The sequence below is a fragment of the Streptomyces olivochromogenes genome (assembly GCF_001514115.1).
Taxonomy (GTDB): domain Bacteria; phylum Actinomycetota; class Actinomycetes; order Streptomycetales; family Streptomycetaceae; genus Streptomyces; species Streptomyces olivochromogenes.
The window spans coordinates 34,283-50,103 of sequence record NZ_KQ948459.1; the positions used below are offsets into that span (position 1 = coordinate 34,283).

Below are 15,821 nucleotides of genomic sequence, written 5' to 3' on the forward strand. Positions count from 1 at the left end.
GAGACCTAGGCCGACACCGAGGCCCAAGCCACGACCTTCTCGATACGCACGCGGACGAGGAGTTCACCCGGGACGCCGTTGCGCTTCCCGAACTCCTCGGCCCGATCCTCGCCCATGTAGCGTGCGCCGATCCGAGCTGCCCAGTGACGCAGCTCGTCCAGATCCTCCGACAACTCGGCACGGCCCTCCAGAACCACGAAGTCGAACGGTGGCTGGTCGTCGTCCACGCAGAGGGCGACTCGCCCGTCGCGGGCCAGATTCCGACCCTTCACAGTGTCCTTCGCGGTGTTGAAGAGCACGTGGTCGCCGTCCAGCAGAAACCAGATCGGCGCCACGTGCGGACTTCCGTCGGCGCGGACGGTCGACAGCTTTCCGGTGCGGGTGCCCTGCGAGACGAAGGCCCGCCATTGCTCATCGGTCATCTTCTGTGCCATGCGCCCATCCTCCTTGCCCGGAGGGCGGCCGTGGGGAAGGCTGGCTGGTCGGATCCTCCAGCCAGGGGGAAAGAATCACGGGGAGATGGAGCATGGCGCAGAACACGGGGCTCGGCTGGCTGCTCGACGACCTGACCGAGCGCGTCGAACACGTACGGCACGCGTTGGTGCTGTCCAACGACGGGCTGGTGACCGGCGCGAGCACTGGACTTCGACGTGAGGACGCCGAGCACCTCGCGGCGGTCTCGTCGGGCCTGCACAGCCTGGCGAAGGGCTCAGGTCGGTACTTCGGCACCGGTCAGGTGCGCCAGACGATGATCGAGTTCGACGACGCGGTACTTTTCGTCACCGCCGCGGGCTCGGGCAGTTGTCTGTGTGTCCTCAGCGCCGCGGAAGCCGACATCGGCCAGGTTGCCTACGAGATGACACTGCTCGTCAACCGGGTCGGCGAACACCTCGGCGTGGACGTACGCCAACCGGAACGTTCGTCTTCCGTAGATCTCTGACCTGCGGATACGTCATCGCGGTCAGAGTTATCCACAGGCTCGCCGCGAGATCCGCCGAACCGGCTACGGTTTTTCTCGAAGCAAGCGCCCGACGGCGCGAGCACCTCACTCCACGGGGGAGAACCGTCATGTCCGGCAACACCATCACGCAGTCCACCGTCTCGCAGTCCACCACCTCGCAGTCCACCGCTTCGAGGCCCGCCACATCGTCGCTCGCACGCGCCGCGCGAGAACTGGAGCTCAAGCGCGGCGAGTTCGACCTCGCCCTGCATCTCGGATGCATCCGCACCGTTCCCGACGAGGGAGGAGGCGGACGCCGCGTCCATCGTGCGGAGATCGAGCGGGTGCGCTCCGAGGACGGCTTCCCCGAGGCATTGCGGGAACGCGTCAAGGCCGTCGGCACCACGGAGGGCGCGGCGCTCATGGGCGTGACAGCCGCCAGGTTCACGCGCTTCGCGCGCCTGGGTCTGGTGGTGCCCGTGAAGTTCTACCTGAACCGGTACAGGGCTGTGGTCTGGCTGTACCTGGCCGAAGAACTGCGCCAGTTCGGGGCGGACGAGCAGAACGCCCCGCTGCTGAAGGGCCGAACCCCCGAGGGACTCCGCGACCAGCTGGAAGCCGGCCTGGACCTTCGCCCCCGCAACTGGCGGGGCCGGCACATGGGATTCCTGCTGCGGCAGACCGAGGACCCCTGGGCGCAGGCCGCGATCGTCGCCTCCCTGCTCGACCCCGTTCAGGTGGCCGAGATCGTCAGGGACCCGTACGAGCGCGCGTATCTGAACCGCTTCCGGCCCGAGCGGGCCGCCCACGGCGCCGCGCCGGACACTCCCGCCGCGCACCTCGTCTCGCGCATCATGACCGCCGAGGATCCCGACGAGATCAGCTGGCTCCGTGCGGACCTGGGCCAAGCACTCGTCGAGGCCCGAGCGCTCCGCCCCGCGCCCCGCCCGACCCCGAAGGCCCCGCCGACGCCGGTCTCCCCCTTGAGCGAGGCGGCTCCGGCGGCCTCGCGACCGCGGGAAGCCGCCCTCGACGACCCGGCCCCGAGCGTGGAGCCCGTGCGGCCACGCAGGCTCCTCGGGTGGCTGCGCCGCAGAAACCCCTGACCCTCTTCCTGCATCCTTACAGCGCCCGGAAAAGCCCCTCCTGGACGACCGAGACGAGCAGGCGTCCCTCCAGGTCGTAGATGCGCCCGCGGGCCAGCCCGCGACCGCCCGTCGCGATCGGCGACTCCTGGTCGTACAGGAACCACTCGTCCGCGCGGAACGGCCGGTGGAACCACATCGCGTGGTCGAGCGAGGCCATGTCGAAGCCGCGCTGACCCCACAGCGGCTCCACCGGGATGCGGACGGCGTCCAGGAGGGTCATGTCGCTCGCGTAGGTGAGGGCGCAGGTGTGCACGAGCGGGTCGTCGCCCAGCGGCCCGACGGCACGCATCCACACCGCGCTGCGCGGCTCGGCGTCCTTTATCTCCTCCGGGGTCCAGCGCAGTCCGTCCACGTACCGGATGTCGAACGGCTGGCGGCGCGCCATGCGCTCCAGCGACTCGGGAAGCGCGCCCAGATGCTCGGTGATCTCCTGCGAGACCGTCGGCAGCGACTCCGGGTGCGGTATCTCGCGGGCCGGCGGCAACTGGTGCTCGAAGCTTCCATCCTCAGGTTTGTGAAAGGAGGCGGTCAGATTGAAGATCGTGCGACCCTGCTGCACGGCGGTGACCCGACGGGTGGTGAACGACCGCCCGTCCCTGACCCGTTCGACCTGGTACACGATCGGCACGCCCGGCCGACCAGGGCGCAGGAAGTATGCGTGCAGTGAGTGCACCGGCCGGTCGCCCTCGGCGGTGCGCCCGGCCGCCACCAGCGCCTGGCCGGCCACCTGGCCGCCGAAGACCCGCTGCAGTGATTCGTCCGGGCTGCGGCCACGGAAGATGTTGACCTCGATCTGCTCGAGGTCGAGCAGGTCGACGAGCCTCTCGGCTGGGTTCGTCATGTGTGGGATTCTCCTGTGCTCACAACTGGCCGACGTCGGTGACCTTGACGATGGCACGGCCCTCCGCGTCGGAGGCCACCAGGTCGACCTCCGCGCTGATGCCCCAGTCGTGATCGCCGTTCGGATCGGCGAAGGTCTGACGGACGCGCCACAGACCGTTCTGCGGCTCCTCCACGATCGACAGCAGCTTGGGGCCACGGGCGTCGGGGCCCGTGCCGAGGTCCTCGTACTCGTCCCAGTACTTGTCCATCGCCTCGCCCCAGGCGTCGGCGTCCCAGCCGGATTCGCCGTCCATCTCGCCGAGTTCGTCGACGTTGTCGAGTGCGGCGAGTTCGACACGGCGGAACATCGCGTTGCGGACGAGGACACGGAAGGCGCGCGCGTTCGACGTGACCGGCTTGACCTGGTCGGCCCTCTCCTGGGCCTCCTCGGCCGTCATCTCCTCGGGGTTGGCGAGCTGCTCCCACTCGTCGAGGAGGCTCGAGTCGACCTGGCGCACCAGCTCGCCCAGCCAGGCGATCAGATCCTCCAGGTCCTCGGACTTGAGGTCGTCCGGGACGGTGTGTTCAAGAGCCTTGTAGGCACTCGCGAGGTAGCGCAGGACAATGCCCTCAGTACGGGCGAGCTCGTAGTGGGAGACGAACTCCGTGAAGGACATGGCCCGTTCGTACATGTCACGGATGACGGACTTCGGCGACAACGGATGGTCGCCGACCCACGGGTGGCTCTTGCGGTAGGTGTTGTAGGCGTGGAAGAGCAGCTCCTCCAGCGGCTTGGGGTACGACACGTCCTGGAGCCGCTCCATGCGCTCCTCGTACTCGACGCCGTCCGCCTTCATCGCCGCCACGGCCTCGCCGCGCGCCTTGTTCTGCTGGGCCGCGAGGATCTGCCGCGGGTCGTCCAGGGTGGACTCCACGACGGACACCATGTCGAGGGCGTAGGAGGGGGACTCGGGGTCCAGCAGCTCGAACGCGGCGAGCGCGAAGGTCGACAGCGGCTGGTTGAGCGCGAAGTCCTGTTGCAGATCCACGGTGAGGCGCACGATGCGACCCGTGGCGTCCGGCTCGTCGAGCTTCTCGACGATGCCGCCGTCGAGGAGCGAGCGGTAGATCGCGATCGCCCGCCGGATGTGCCGCAGCTGCTGCTTGCGCGGCTCGTGGTTGTCCTCCAGCAGATGCCGCATCGCCTCGAAGGCGTTCCCGGGCCGGGCGATCACCGCCAGGAGCATGGTGTGGGTGACTCGGAAGCGGGAGGTGAGCGGCTCGGGATCGGAGCCGATGAGCTTCTCGAAAGTGTTGTCCGTCCAGCCGACGAAGCCCTCGGGAGCCTTCTTGCGGACCACCTTGCGGCGCTTCTTCGGGTCGTCGCCCGCCTTGGCGAGCGCCTTCTCGTTCTCGATGACGTGCTCGGGCGCCTGCGCCACGACGAAGCCCGCCGTGTCGAATCCGGCGCGCCCGGCGCGGCCGGCGATCTGGTGGAACTCACGGGCACGGAGCGTGCGCACCCGGTTGCCGTCGTACTTCGTCAGCGCGGTGAACAGCACGGTGCGGATCGGGACGTTGACGCCGACACCGAGGGTGTCCGTGCCACAGATGACCTTCAGCAGACCGGCCTGGGCCAGTTTCTCCACCAGCCGCCGGTACTTGGGCAGCATGCCCGCGTGGTGCACGCCGATGCCGTGGCGTACGTACCGGGAGAGGTTGCGGCCGAACTTGGTGGTGAAGCGGAAATTGCCGATCAGCTCGGCGATCTGGTCCTTCTCCTCGCGCGTGCACATGTTGATGCTCATGAGCGCCTGCGCCCGCTCCACGGCCTGCGCCTGAGTGAAGTGGACGATGTAGACCGGAGCCTGCTTGGTCGCGAGCAGCTCGGTGAGCGTCTCCGTCAGCGGGGTCAGCACGTATTCGTAGGAGAGCGGCACGGGCCGGGTCGCCGAGCGGACCACCGACGTGGGCCGTCCGGTGCGCCGGGTGAGGTCCTTCTCGAACATCGAGACGTCGCCGAGCGTCGCCGACATCAGGATGAACTGCGCCTGCGGCAGTTCCAGGATCGGGATCTGCCACGCCCAGCCGCGGTCGGCCTCGGCGTAGAAGTGGAACTCGTCCATGACGACCTGGCCGACGTCGGCGTGCTTGCCGTCCCGCAGCGCGATGGACGCCAGCACCTCGGCGGTGCAGCAGATGATGGGGGCGTCGGAGTTCACGGAGGCGTCGCCGGTCAGCATGCCGACGTTCTCGGTGCCGAAGATCTTGCACAGCTCGAAGAACTTCTCCGAGACCAGTGCCTTGATCGGCGCCGTGTAGAAGGTGACCTCGTCGCGGGCGAGCGCAGCGAAGTGGGCCCCCGCGGCGATCATGCTCTTGCCCGAGCCGGTGGGCGTCGAGACGATCACGTTCGCACCCGAGACCACCTCGATCAGCGCCTCCTCCTGGTGGGGGTAGAGCGTGAGACCGCGTTCCCCGGCCCACGACTCGAAGGCTTCGTAGAGGGCGTCGGGATCTGGGGTCTGCGGCAGCTGATCGATGAGGGTCACGCCCCCATCTTGCCTGTCGACCCGCTCGATGGGGGAATCGGATGCTCGTCCGAAGATCACGACCGTTACGCTGTGGCGCCGACGAAGCGTCAGCGTATGCGGGCAACTGGACAGCGGCTCAGGAAGAATGGGGCGGGGAACGGCCATGATGGGACCAGCACACTCACTCTCGGGAGCCGCGGCCTGGCTCGGCGTCGGAGCGGCAGCGGCCGCCACCGGTCACACGATGCCCTGGCCGGTTCTCCTCGTCGGCGCCCTGATCTGCGCGGGAGCCGCTCTCGCCCCCGACCTGGACCACAAGGCGGCGACGATCTCGCGGGCCTTCGGGCCCGTCTCACGGACTCTGTGCGAGATCGTCGACAAGCTCTCGTACGCCGTCTACAAGTCGACGCGCAAGCCGGGCGACCCACGGCGCAACGGCGGCCATCGCACGCTGACGCACACCTGGCTGTGGGCGGTGATGATCGGCGCGGGCACCGCGGTCCTCGCGATCACGGGTGGCCGCTGGGCGGTTCTGGCCATCCTCTTCGTGCACATGGTGCTCGCGATCGAGGGACTGCTGTGGCGGGCTGCCCGCGGCTCCAGCAGCGACGTCCTGGTCTGGCTGCTGGCGGCGACCAGTGCCTGGATCCTCGCCGGAGTCCTGGACAAGCCGGGCAATGGTTCGGACTGGCTGTTCACCGCACCAGGCCAGGAGTACCTGTGGCTCGGCCTGCCGATCGTCCTGGGCGCCCTTGTGCACGACATAGGCGACGCGCTCACGGTGTCCGGCTGCCCGGTCCTGTGGCCCATCCCGATCGGCCGCAAGCGCTGGTACCCGATCGGCCCGCCCAAGGCGATGCGCTTCCGGGCCGGCAGCTGGGTCGAGCTCAAGGTGCTCATGCCGGTCTTCATGCTGCTCGGCGGAGTGGGCTGCGCGGCGGCGCTCAACGTCATCTGAGCGAGCGCGTCAGCTCCGCACGCGGGCGAGGACGGAGTGCCGGCCCCGCACGCCTACGGAGGAGTGTCGGCTCCTCGCGCCCGAGCGCGGGGGGCAACCCCTCACGCCGTCCCGTCCTTGCCCGCTCCCTGCCCCGCACCGCCGTACCGCTTCTCGAACTGTGCGATCCGGCCCTCCGAGTCCACGGTCCGGGCCTTGCCCGTGTAGAAGGGGTGGCTCTCCGAGGAGATCTCGACGTCGACGACCGGGTAGGTCTCACCGTCGTCCCACTCGATGGTCCGGTCGCTCGTCGCGGTGGACCGGGTGAGGAACGCGTACCCGGCGGCGCGGTCGCGGAAGACGACGGAGTGGTAGTCGGGGTGCTTGTCCTGCTGCATGGGTGCTCCTTGGGGGAGAGGGGCGGGGGCCGGTCAGCCGGACGCGGTGTCCTCGTCGACGATGTGCATCGCGGCCTCCTCGGCCGAGGCCGCGGCCCCGTCGATGCCGACGTCGGTGGCGATCAAACCGCTCTCGTCGTCCTCGTGCGCTCCTTCATTGGGGGCGACGAGACGACCGGAGCGGCTGGCGCCCACTTCGTTGTCCCAGGCTTCGCCGTCGGTGCCCTGGCAGTCGCCGATGCCGTCCCCGTCCGGCTCGGCGACGTCGGGCATCTCTTCCGCGAGGCGCTGGTCCAGGCTCTCGCCCTGTCGGCGCTCCGCGGCGGTCACCCCGGAGTGCTCCACCGCCCACGGCCGCTCCGGCGGGGACCAGCCCCGGTCGAGCGGGTCACCGACGCCGTCGGAGAGCAGGGTGTCCTCGGAGTCGAGCAGCCCCGCGTCGTCCTGTACCTCGGATCCGTCGGGCTGGTAGACATCGTCTCCCCATCCGTCGACGCTGTTCACGGGTACCTCCAGGTGATGCGGGCGAGCCCGATCCCACCGCGCTCGACGGCGGGCGCGCGGGCCACTCGACACAGGCTTCGCCCTTCGCGAACCGGGTGGTTCCCGGGCGTTCCCCGAGCCGGTGCCGATATCCAGCCTTCCACTCCGGTTCGGCACTGCGCAACGCCACACGGTCCGAGGCGGTACGGGCCCGCCCGCGGAGGCAGGTCCCGGGCGCCGGTGCGACCGCTGCCGCACACGAGCGCGGACCGCACCGGCAGGGCGCCCTCACCCGTGCCAGGACCTCCACAGCGCCGCGTAGGCGCCGTCCGCCGCGACCAGCTCGTCGTGACTGCCCAGCTCACTGATCCGGCCGTTCTCCACGACGGCGATGACGTCCGCGTCGTGGGCGGTGTGCAGCCGGTGGGCGATGGCTACCACGGTGCGTCCGTCGAGGACACGGGCCAGCGAGCGTTCCAGGTGACGGGCCGCGCGCGGGTCGAGCAGCGAGGTCGCTTCGTCCAGGACCAGGGTGTGCGGATCGGCGAGGACCAGCCGGGCCAGGGCGATCTGCTGGGCCTGGGCCGGGGTGAGCGCGAGCCCGCCCGAGCCGACCTCGGTGTCCAGACCGTCGTCCAGCGCCCGTGCCCAACCCTCCGCGTCGACCGCCCCGAGCGCCGCCCACAGCTCGGCGTCAACCGCTCCCGTCCTCGCGAGCAGCAGGTTGTCGCGCAGGGAGCCCACGAAGACGTGGTGCTCCTGGTTGACCAGGGCCACGTGGGAGCGGACCGCCTCGGCGGGCATCCGGGACAGTTCGGCACCGCCGAGCGTGACGCGGCCGTCCCGGGGCGCGTAGATCCCGGCCAGCAGCCTGCCCAGCGTGGACTTGCCCGCGCCGGACGGTCCGACCAGCGCGAGCCGGGTGCCCGGGGCGACCTCCAGGGAGACCTCGCGCAACACGTCCACCCCGGCCCGGTAGCCGAAGCGCACCTCGTCCGCGCGCACGTCCCGCCCGTCCGGGATCGTCTCCGGGTCGCCGGCGTCCGGCTCGATGTCCCGGACGCCGACCAGCCGGCCCAGCGACACCTGGGCGACCTGCAGCTCGTCGTACCAGCGCAGGATCAGGCCCACCGGATCGACGAGCATCTGCGCGATGAGCGCGCCCGTCGTCAGCTGCCCCACACCGATCCAGCCCTGAAGGACGAAGACCCCGCCGATCATCAGGACCGAGCAGAGGATCACCACGTGCGTCACACCGATGACCGGGAAGAGCACCGTGCGCAGGTAGAGCGTGTAGCGCTCCCAGGCCGTCCACTCCTTGATCCGGCGCTCCGACAGCTCGATGCGGCGCTCGCCCAGGCGGTGCGCCTCGACGGTGTGACCCGCGTCCACGGTCTCGGCGAGGGCGGCGGCGACGGCGGCGTAACCGGCGGCCTCGGAGCGGTAGGCGGACGGTGCGCGCTTGAAGTACCAGCGGCAGCCGATGAGCAGGATGGGCACGGCGACCAGTACGGCGGGGGCGAGCGGCGGCGCGGTCACGGCGAGTCCGCCGAGCAGCAGGGCCACCCACACCACGCCGATGGCGAGCTGCGGTACGGCTTCGCGCATCGCGTTGGCGAGCCGGTCGATGTCCGTGGTGATGCGGGACAGCAGGTCGCCCGTGCCGGCCCGCTCGAGGACGCCGGGCGGCAGCCCGACCGACCGTACGAGGAAGTCCTCGCGCAGATCGGCCAGCATCCGCTCGCCGAGCACGGCCCCGCGCAGCCGCACCTCGCGTACGAACACGGCCTGCACGACGAGTGCGACGGCGAACAGCGCGGCGGTGCGCTCCAGGTGGAGCTCCCGCGCGTGGTCCGAGACCCGCTCGACGATCGAGCCCAACAGGTAGGGGCCGGCCATCGACGCCACCACGGCCACCGTGTTGGCGGCGATGAGCAGCAGGAAGGCCCGACGGTGCCGCCGGAAGAGTTCGATCACGTAGGCGCGTACGGTCGCGGGGGCACCGACGGGCAGGGTGTGCGCCGTCGTCGGGGCCGCCGGGTCGTAGGCCGGTGGGGCCAGGCCGATCATGCGGTCTCCTCGATTTCTTCCAGTTCCTTCAGTACGCCGCCCAGGCCGGCCTCGTCTTCTTCCCGCACGTGGCTCCGCGCGGCTCCGTCCTCTGCCCTCGCGCCCGCGTGGCTCCGCGCGGCCCCGTTCTCTTCCCTCGCACCGCTCCGCGCGGCCTCGTCATCGGTCTCCCGGGTCACCACGGCCCGGTACCGCGGCTCACCGCGCACCAGCTCGCGGTGGACGCCGACCGCCACGACCTCGCCCTCGTGCACCAGGACGACCCGGTCCGCGTGGTCCAGGAGCAGCGGTGAGGACGTGAGGACGACCGTCGTGCGTCCGGTGCGCAGGGCGCGCACGCCGTCGGCGATCCGGGCCTCGGTGTGCGAGTCGACCGCGGAGGTCGGCTCGTCGAGGACCAGCACTTCGGGATCCGTGATCAGCGACCGGGCCAGGGCCAGGCGCTGGCGCTGGCCGCCGGAGAGGGAGCGTCCGCGTTCGGTGATGCGGGCCTCCATCGGGTCCACGGCGTCCAACGACCCCTGGGTGAGTGCGTCCAGGACGTCGCCGCACTGCGCGGCGGTCAGGGCGGCCTCGGCGCTGACAAGACCCGAGGAAGGCACGTCGAGCAGCTCGCGCAGCGAGCCGGACAGCAGCACCGGGTCCTTGTCCTGGACGAGGACGGCCGTACGGGCGGAGTCGAGCGGCAAGTCGTCCAGGGGTACGCCTCCGAGGAGCACCGAGGTGCCCTCCTCCGTGGGGTGGCCACCCAGCCGCGCGGCGAGCACACCCGCCGCGTCCGGGTCGCCGCACACCACGGCGGTGAGCCGTCCGGAGGGCGCGAGCAGCCCGGTCGCGGGGTCGTACAGATCGCCGGTCGGCACCTCGGCCGAGCGCGATCCGCCGCTGTCCGTGGCCCGTTCCAGGGACAGCACCCGGGCGGCACGTTTGGCGGAAGGGCGGGAGAAGGAGTAGGCCATCGCGATCTCCTCGAAGTGTCGCAACGGGTATGTGAGCAGCATGACCGCGCTGTACACGGTGACGAGTTCGCCGACCGTGATCCGGCCGTCGCGGGCGAGGTGCACGCCGCGCCAGATGACGGCAATCATCAGCAGACCGGGCAACAGCACCTGGATGGCCGAGATCAGCGACCACATCCGGGCGCTGCGCACGGCCGCGCGGCGGACCTCCTGGGAGGCGCGGCGGTAGCGGTCGAGGAACAGTTCCTCGCCGCCGATGCCGCGCAGCACGCGCAGGCCCGCGACGGTGTCCGAGGCCAGCTCGGTGGCGCGGCCGGCCTTCTCGCGCTGGAAGTCCGCGCGCCGGGTGGCCCGGGGCAGCAACGGCAGTACGGCGAGCGCCAGCACGGGCACACCCACCGCGACGAGTACACCGAGCGCGGGCTGGTAGACGACCAGGCCGGCACAGACCAGCACGACGGTCAGGGCGGCCGCCGCGAACCGCGACAGGGCCTCCACGAACCAGCCGATCTTCTCGACGTCGCCGGTCGAGACCGCGACGACCTCGCCGGCCGCGACACGTCGCGTCAGGGCGGAGCCCAACTGGGCGGTCTTGTGGGCCAGCAGCTGCTGGACACGCGCGGCGGCGGTGATCCAGTTGGTGACCGCGGCTCGGTGCAGCATGGTGTCGCCCAGCGCGATGCAGGCGCCGCAGAGCGCCAGCAGCCCACCGGTCAGGGCTAGTCGGGTGCCGGAGCGGTCGACGACTGCCTGGACGGCGAAGCCGACGCAGAACGGCAGCCCGGAGACGGCCACGAAGTGCAGCAGTCCCCACGCAAGGGCCTTGAACTGCCCGCCGAGCTGATTCCGGCCGAGCCACCACAGGAATCGGGGACCCGAGCGCGCGTCCGGCACACCCGGGTCGGGATAGGGAAGGTCTTGAATCTGCATGACGTCCCAGTGGCTCGTGTAAGGGGTGGGGTCAGGGAGTGGGGCCGGGGCGAAGCCGTGGAGTTCCGGCGACCGACCGACCGTGGGGGCCGGCAGCAAACCGTGAAAGGTTCGCGTCACGGCGCGACCGGAGGCAAGCGGTTTTTCGTCCCAGGACATGGATTCAGGACAGAGAATCGGGACACGCGTTCGGGAGACAGAGGCGGGGGCACGGGCTCCGAGACAAGGCTGGGACGCCTCCGGCCCATCGAAAATGTGCCCGGAAAGACAACACCTGACCGAGAAGTCGGGGGGTAGGGGTTATTCGTCCGATACGTGATGCAACGATGGGGCGCATGCGAAAAGACGGTGCGAGGCGTACGGGGTTCACCGCTGTGGCGTGTGGTGTCCTCGCTGTGTTCCTGTCGGCCTGTGGTGGTTCGGAAGGGGGGAGCGGCGCGGTGAAGGGCCACGGCGGAGCCGGTGCCAAGGGCGAACACGCCCCCGCGCGCCCCGTCGATCTGACCCGGATACCGGAGGTCGGCAACCGCCTGCAGGCCCGGATCCCGTCCAACTCCCACCAGGTGGTGGCGGTCTACGGTGAGGGCAGGGACTCCGCCGACTCCACGGTCGTGCTGTACGCGAAGTCCGGTTCCACCTGGGAGGCGCGGCGTTCGTGGCACGCGCACAACGGGACGAAGGGCTGGACCACCGACCATCGCGAGGGCGACAAGCGCAGCCCCGTCGGGGTGTTCTCGCTCACCGACGCGGGCGGAGTGCTCCACGACCCGGGCGCCCTGCTCCCGTACGACCACTCCGCGGCCTATCAGGCTCCCCGCGACTGGGCCAGGTCGCACTGGCACGACTTCGACTACGTCGTGGCCATCAACTACAACCGCCGCGTGGGTACCCCGCCGGACAACCCGGACCGCCCCCTGGGTCAGTCGAAGGGCGGCAGTATCTGGCTGCACATGGACCATGGCAGCGGTACGTCCGCGTGTGTCAGTGTGCCCAAGCCGGCCATGGAGTATCTCCTGCGGACGCTCGACCCGCATCAGCACCCCGTCATCGTGATGGGGGACAAGGCCGATCTGAAGGTGTAGCGGCCGTGGCCGACCGGACTGCCCCGCGTGGCGGGGTCACCGAGTGCCCATTGCGGGGCGGGCCGACTCCCCCGTAGAACACCGCACATGAGAAGACGGATCGTCATGTCCATGCTCGCCGGAGTGATCCTCTCGGCGAGTACCTTCCTGGGAGCGGGCCCGGCCTCGGCGGCACCGCCGGCGGACGCCGCCCGGCCCGCCGCCACCCCCGCCCGGTCGGCGGATCAGGTCGCCGCCACGCCTCGCGACGCGCCCTCCGAGACGCCCGCCGGGACTGCCGCTGATACAGCTGATAGATACGCCGATGCGCCTTCCGGGACTGCCGCTGATGCGCCCGCCGAGTTCGGCACCGACTGGCACGACCCCCTGACCGCCGCCCCGCCGGTGGCGAAACCGGCCACCAAGTCCTGTGCGGTGACGGTCGCCGAGGCGCAGTTCCGTGACTTCACGCCCTATCGGGGCACGTACACACCGCCGAGCGGCTGCGGCGACCGCTGGAGCAAGGTCGTCCTGCGACTCGACGGCAAGGTCAAGGGGCGTCAGTTCGACCGGCTCGGCTATCTGCACATAGGCGGAGTGGAGGTCTTCCGTACCTCCACTCCGGAGCCTTCTCCCGATGGCATCGAGTGGTCCGTCGAGAAGGACGTGACCAGGTACAGCGACACGTTCCGGCGTGACGGCGACGTCGAGATGCTCATCGGGAACGTCGTCGACGACACGTACACCGGAGTCCTCGACGTGAAGGTGACCCTGACCTTCTACGCGCAGGGCGGCGCCGTGCAGTCCGCCGCGGCCCCCGACCGTGTCCTCACCCTCCAGGACGGCACCCTCACCACCCCGCGCAACAGCGAGCGCATCGTCGCCGAGGTGTACGCGACCGGCTCCGGCGGCGGCTGCGAGGAGTACTGGTACCTGACGGTGCCCGACCCCGCCCCGTACTCCTGCAAGGCGGACCAGGGCCCTTATCGCGAGGTGCAGATCAAGGTGGACGGCCGACTCGCGGGCATCGCCGAGCCGTTCCCGACCGTGTGGACCGGCGGCTGGTCCAACCCCTTCCTCTGGTACGTGATCCCGGGCCCGCGCGCCTTCGACATCAAGCCCATCGAATACGACCTCACGCCCTATGCCGGTCTCCTCAACGACGGTCGTCCGCACCGGATCGACGTCTCCGTCGTGGGCGTCCCCGCGGGTCAGACCGGCTGGAGCACCCCGGTCGACGTCCTCGTCTGGCAGGACGCGAAGCGTGCGCACGTGAGCGGCGCGCTCACCGAGGTCAGGGTGGGCGACCTCACCAACTCCTCGACGGACACGCCCGGTTCGCAAGAGCGGCTCGACACCGCGGGCGGACACCGGCTGACGACCGCCGGATACGTCGACACCTCGCACGGCCGGGTGTGGACCACCGTGCGCCGCACGCTCGCCAACACCTCCGCGCACCGCTGGACCGACGGCGAGAACACGGACGCGCTCAAGGCCACCTGGACCGACGACGAGACGGTCACCGTCGACGGGCGCGGACCGGTGGGCGTGAGGCGCACCCACCGCACGTACACCATGGACGGCACCACGACGCTCGCCGCGGACGACCGGTTGCGGACCGTCCTGACGCTCGGCGACCGGGCCGCGGTCGACGAGACGCGTGGCGGCCGGCGCACCACGTGGTCCCGGCTCGACGACACGTACGCGGGAGACGCGACGTATACCGCGAACGTGCCCCGCGACCAACGGCATGCGGTCGGCACGACGAGCGAGCGCTACCGGCTGTACGGCTCGGACGGCTGCTACGACCGCGTTCTGGTCACCGTGCAGGGAGTGCTGACGCGGGACCGCAGCGACTGCTGAGCCTGTTGGGGCCCCAGGTGGGGAACGGCACGTCCGTTCCAGGATTTACATGGACGTGACACAGAGGTATCCGGCGTCACCGGCAACTCCTCAATAGTGATCGCTACGGAAGGAAGTTTCCGCATACCAGAAGTCTCTTCGGAGGAGTGCCCGTGCCGCCGTCTGTACCGTCCCCGCGACGCGTCGCACGCATACTGCGTACCTCACTGTTCGCGCAGGTCGCCTGCGCGCTCGTACTCGGAATCGTCGTCGGAAGGTTGTGGCCGGACACGGCCACGACCTTCCAGCCGCTCGGCGACGGTTTCGTACGCCTCATCAAGGCGGTCATCTCACCGCTCGTGTTCTGTGTGGTGGTCGTCGGCATCACCAAGGCCGGTGACCTGAAGGCCTTCGGCCGGATCGGGCTCAAGGCCCTGATCTGGTTCGAGGGCGCGTCCACTGCCGCACTGCTTCTCGGGCTGATCGCGGCGAACGTCGTCGGCCCGGGCTCGGGCATGCACGCCGACCCCTCGAAGCTCGACGCCTCGGCCGTCGACGGCAAGACCGGCGGCGGCTCGCTCCCGTCGACCGGCGAGTTCATCCTGAACGCGCTGCCGCAGAGCGCGGTCGGGGCCTTCGCCGAGAACTCCCTGCTCCAAGTCCTCGTCCTCGCCTGCCTGGTGGGCGCGGCACTGCTCCACCTCGGCAACTCCAAGGTGCCCAAGGTGCTGCCCGCCATCGAGCAGGTCCAGGACGTCGTCTTCGCGATCGTGGGCTTCATCATGAAGCTGGCCCCGCTCGCGGTGTTCGGCGCGATGGTCCACCTCGTGGGGGAGTACGGGCTCGGCGTCATCAAGACGTACGGCAAGCTGATCTTCCTGTGCTACGCGGTCGCGTTGGTGTTCCTCGCGCTGCTCGCCGTCGCTCTGAAGGCGGTCACAGGGCTCAGCCTCTGGAAGTTCGTCCGCTACACCCGCGAGGAGATGCTGCTCGCGCTCGGTACCGCCTCCAGCGAGACCGTCATGCCGCGCATGATGCAGAAGCTGCGCCAGGCGGGGTGCCGCGACGATGCCGTGGGCCTGGTCCTGCCCACCGGCTACTCCTTCAACCTCGACGGCGCCTCGATCTACCTGTCGATCGGTACGTTGTTCATCGCGCAGGCGGTGGGTGTGGATCTGAGCCTGGGTCAGCAGATCACTGTCGTCCTGGTTCTCATGCTGACCAGCAAGGGCATGGCGGGTGTGCCGGGTTCCGCCTTCCTCGCGCTGTCGGCGACGGCCTCCTCGCTCGGTGTCATCCCCGCCGGAGCCGTCGCCCTCCTCCTCGGCGTGGACCGCATCATGGACTCGATGCGCGTCGCGACCAACCTCCTCGGCAACTGCGTCGCCGTCTTCGCGGTCTCCCGCTGGGAGGGCGCGCTCGACATGGACCGGGCGAAGAGGATGCTGGACGGCGAGATCGCGTTCGTGGAGGAGGACGACGAGCCGCGGACGCCGGAGTCGACGACGGAAGAGCCGGGGCCCGAGTCGACCAAGGCGGAAGTCCCTGCCCATTCGGTCAAGCCGGAAGTGCCCGCCCAGTCGGCCAAGGAGCCTGCCCCCGAGGTCGGTTGACCGACCCGGGAAGGGGCACCGCCCCGGTGACCCCGGAACGGGCCGCGCGCACCCGCTCCAGCCGTACGGAGTCGGGGCCGCGGC

13 protein-coding genes are annotated in these 15,821 nt (G+C 70.1%); 6 read left to right on the top strand and 7 right to left on the bottom strand.

The window, feature by feature from the left end:
- Positions 1–5: 5 nt before the first annotated feature.
- Positions 6–434: a PPOX class F420-dependent oxidoreductase gene (locus tag AQJ27_RS24175; RefSeq protein ID WP_067372595.1), complete on the bottom strand. Its 429-nt coding sequence runs from the start codon at positions 432–434 to the stop codon at positions 6–8.
- A 92-nt stretch (positions 435–526) separates the two neighbouring features.
- Here AQJ27_RS24175 and AQJ27_RS24180 point away from each other — a divergent pair, with 92 nt between their 5' ends.
- Both AQJ27_RS24180 and AQJ27_RS24185 read left to right on the top strand, forming a co-directional pair.
- Entirely contained in the window at positions 527–940 is a 414-nt protein-coding gene (locus AQJ27_RS24180; protein WP_067372598.1) for a roadblock/LC7 domain-containing protein, read from the top strand.
- 128 nt (positions 941–1,068) lie between these two features.
- Entirely contained in the window at positions 1,069–2,046 is a 978-nt protein-coding gene (locus AQJ27_RS24185; protein WP_079065212.1) for a DUF6397 family protein, read from the top strand.
- 16 nt (positions 2,047–2,062) lie between these two features.
- Here the strand turns inward: AQJ27_RS24185 and AQJ27_RS24190 are convergent, their stop codons facing one another.
- Positions 2,063–2,929 (bottom strand): acyl-CoA thioesterase, encoded by an 867-nt coding sequence (locus tag AQJ27_RS24190; RefSeq protein ID WP_067372601.1) that lies wholly within the window; start codon positions 2,927–2,929, stop codon positions 2,063–2,065.
- A 19-nt stretch (positions 2,930–2,948) separates the two neighbouring features.
- Positions 2,949–5,462, bottom strand: coding sequence for a DEAD/DEAH box helicase (locus tag AQJ27_RS24195; RefSeq protein ID WP_067372605.1), 2,514 nt, complete (start codon positions 5,460–5,462; stop codon positions 2,949–2,951).
- A 145-nt stretch (positions 5,463–5,607) separates the two neighbouring features.
- On the opposite strand from AQJ27_RS24195, the gene AQJ27_RS24200 reads away from it, so the two are divergent.
- A complete protein-coding gene (locus AQJ27_RS24200) occupies positions 5,608–6,402 on the top strand; it encodes a metal-dependent hydrolase (protein ID WP_067372608.1) in 795 nt (264 codons plus the stop codon).
- Positions 6,403–6,503: 101 nt separating this feature from the next.
- Here the strand turns inward: AQJ27_RS24200 and AQJ27_RS24205 are convergent, their stop codons facing one another.
- From AQJ27_RS24205 to AQJ27_RS24220, 4 genes are all read right to left on the bottom strand, one after another.
- Positions 6,504–6,779 (bottom strand): type B 50S ribosomal protein L31, encoded by a 276-nt coding sequence (locus AQJ27_RS24205; protein ID WP_067372611.1) that lies wholly within the window; start codon positions 6,777–6,779, stop codon positions 6,504–6,506.
- Between the two features lie 33 nt (positions 6,780–6,812).
- Positions 6,813–7,283 (bottom strand): DUF5709 domain-containing protein, encoded by a 471-nt coding sequence (locus AQJ27_RS24210; RefSeq protein ID WP_067372614.1) that lies wholly within the window; start codon positions 7,281–7,283, stop codon positions 6,813–6,815.
- Between the two features lie 267 nt (positions 7,284–7,550).
- A complete protein-coding gene (locus AQJ27_RS24215; RefSeq protein WP_067372617.1) occupies positions 7,551–9,332 on the bottom strand; it encodes an ABC transporter ATP-binding protein in 1,782 nt (593 codons plus the stop codon).
- The gene (locus AQJ27_RS24220) at positions 9,329–11,221 is read right to left on the bottom strand and encodes an ABC transporter ATP-binding protein (protein ID WP_067372620.1); all 1,893 of its coding nucleotides are present in this window, start codon (positions 11,219–11,221) and stop codon (positions 9,329–9,331) included. The genes AQJ27_RS24215 and AQJ27_RS24220 overlap by 4 nt, the downstream gene beginning before the upstream one ends.
- 335 nt (positions 11,222–11,556) lie before the next feature.
- Here AQJ27_RS24220 and AQJ27_RS24225 point away from each other — a divergent pair, with 335 nt between their 5' ends.
- From AQJ27_RS24225 to AQJ27_RS24235, 3 genes are all read left to right on the top strand, one after another.
- Positions 11,557–12,303 carry a hypothetical protein gene (locus tag AQJ27_RS24225; RefSeq protein WP_067372623.1) on the top strand — a complete coding sequence of 249 codons (747 nt, stop codon included), beginning with the start codon at positions 11,557–11,559 and terminating at the stop codon, positions 12,301–12,303.
- A gap of 87 nt (positions 12,304–12,390) precedes the next feature.
- Positions 12,391–14,145 carry a peptide-N4-asparagine amidase gene (locus AQJ27_RS24230; protein WP_235613571.1) on the top strand — a complete coding sequence of 585 codons (1,755 nt, stop codon included), beginning with the start codon at positions 12,391–12,393 and terminating at the stop codon, positions 14,143–14,145.
- Positions 14,146–14,297: 152 nt separating this feature from the next.
- Positions 14,298–15,737: a cation:dicarboxylate symporter family transporter gene (locus tag AQJ27_RS24235; protein WP_067373431.1), complete on the top strand. Its 1,440-nt coding sequence runs from the start codon at positions 14,298–14,300 to the stop codon at positions 15,735–15,737.
- Positions 15,738–15,821: the final 84 nt, after the last annotated feature.

Excerpts from the sequence above, each read along its gene's own strand:
- AQJ27_RS24175 (WP_067372595.1), bottom strand. The coding sequence starts at position 434 with ATGGCACAGAAGATGACCGATGAGCAATGGCGGGCCTTCGTCTCGCAG.
- AQJ27_RS24180 (WP_067372598.1), top strand. The coding sequence starts at position 527 with ATGGCGCAGAACACGGGGCTCGGCTGGCTGCTCGACGACCTGACCGAG.
- AQJ27_RS24185 (WP_079065212.1), top strand. The coding sequence starts at position 1,069 with ATGTCCGGCAACACCATCACGCAGTCCACCGTCTCGCAGTCCACCACC.
- AQJ27_RS24190 (WP_067372601.1), bottom strand. The coding sequence starts at position 2,929 with ATGACGAACCCAGCCGAGAGGCTCGTCGACCTGCTCGACCTCGAGCAG.
- AQJ27_RS24200 (WP_067372608.1), top strand. The coding sequence starts at position 5,608 with ATGATGGGACCAGCACACTCACTCTCGGGAGCCGCGGCCTGGCTCGGC.
- AQJ27_RS24205 (WP_067372611.1), bottom strand. The coding sequence starts at position 6,779 with ATGCAGCAGGACAAGCACCCCGACTACCACTCCGTCGTCTTCCGCGAC.
- AQJ27_RS24215 (WP_067372617.1), bottom strand. The coding sequence starts at position 9,332 with ATGATCGGCCTGGCCCCACCGGCCTACGACCCGGCGGCCCCGACGACG.
- AQJ27_RS24220 (WP_067372620.1), bottom strand. The coding sequence starts at position 11,221 with ATGCAGATTCAAGACCTTCCCTATCCCGACCCGGGTGTGCCGGACGCG.
- AQJ27_RS24225 (WP_067372623.1), top strand. The coding sequence starts at position 11,557 with ATGCGAAAAGACGGTGCGAGGCGTACGGGGTTCACCGCTGTGGCGTGT.
- AQJ27_RS24230 (WP_235613571.1), top strand. The coding sequence starts at position 12,391 with ATGAGAAGACGGATCGTCATGTCCATGCTCGCCGGAGTGATCCTCTCG.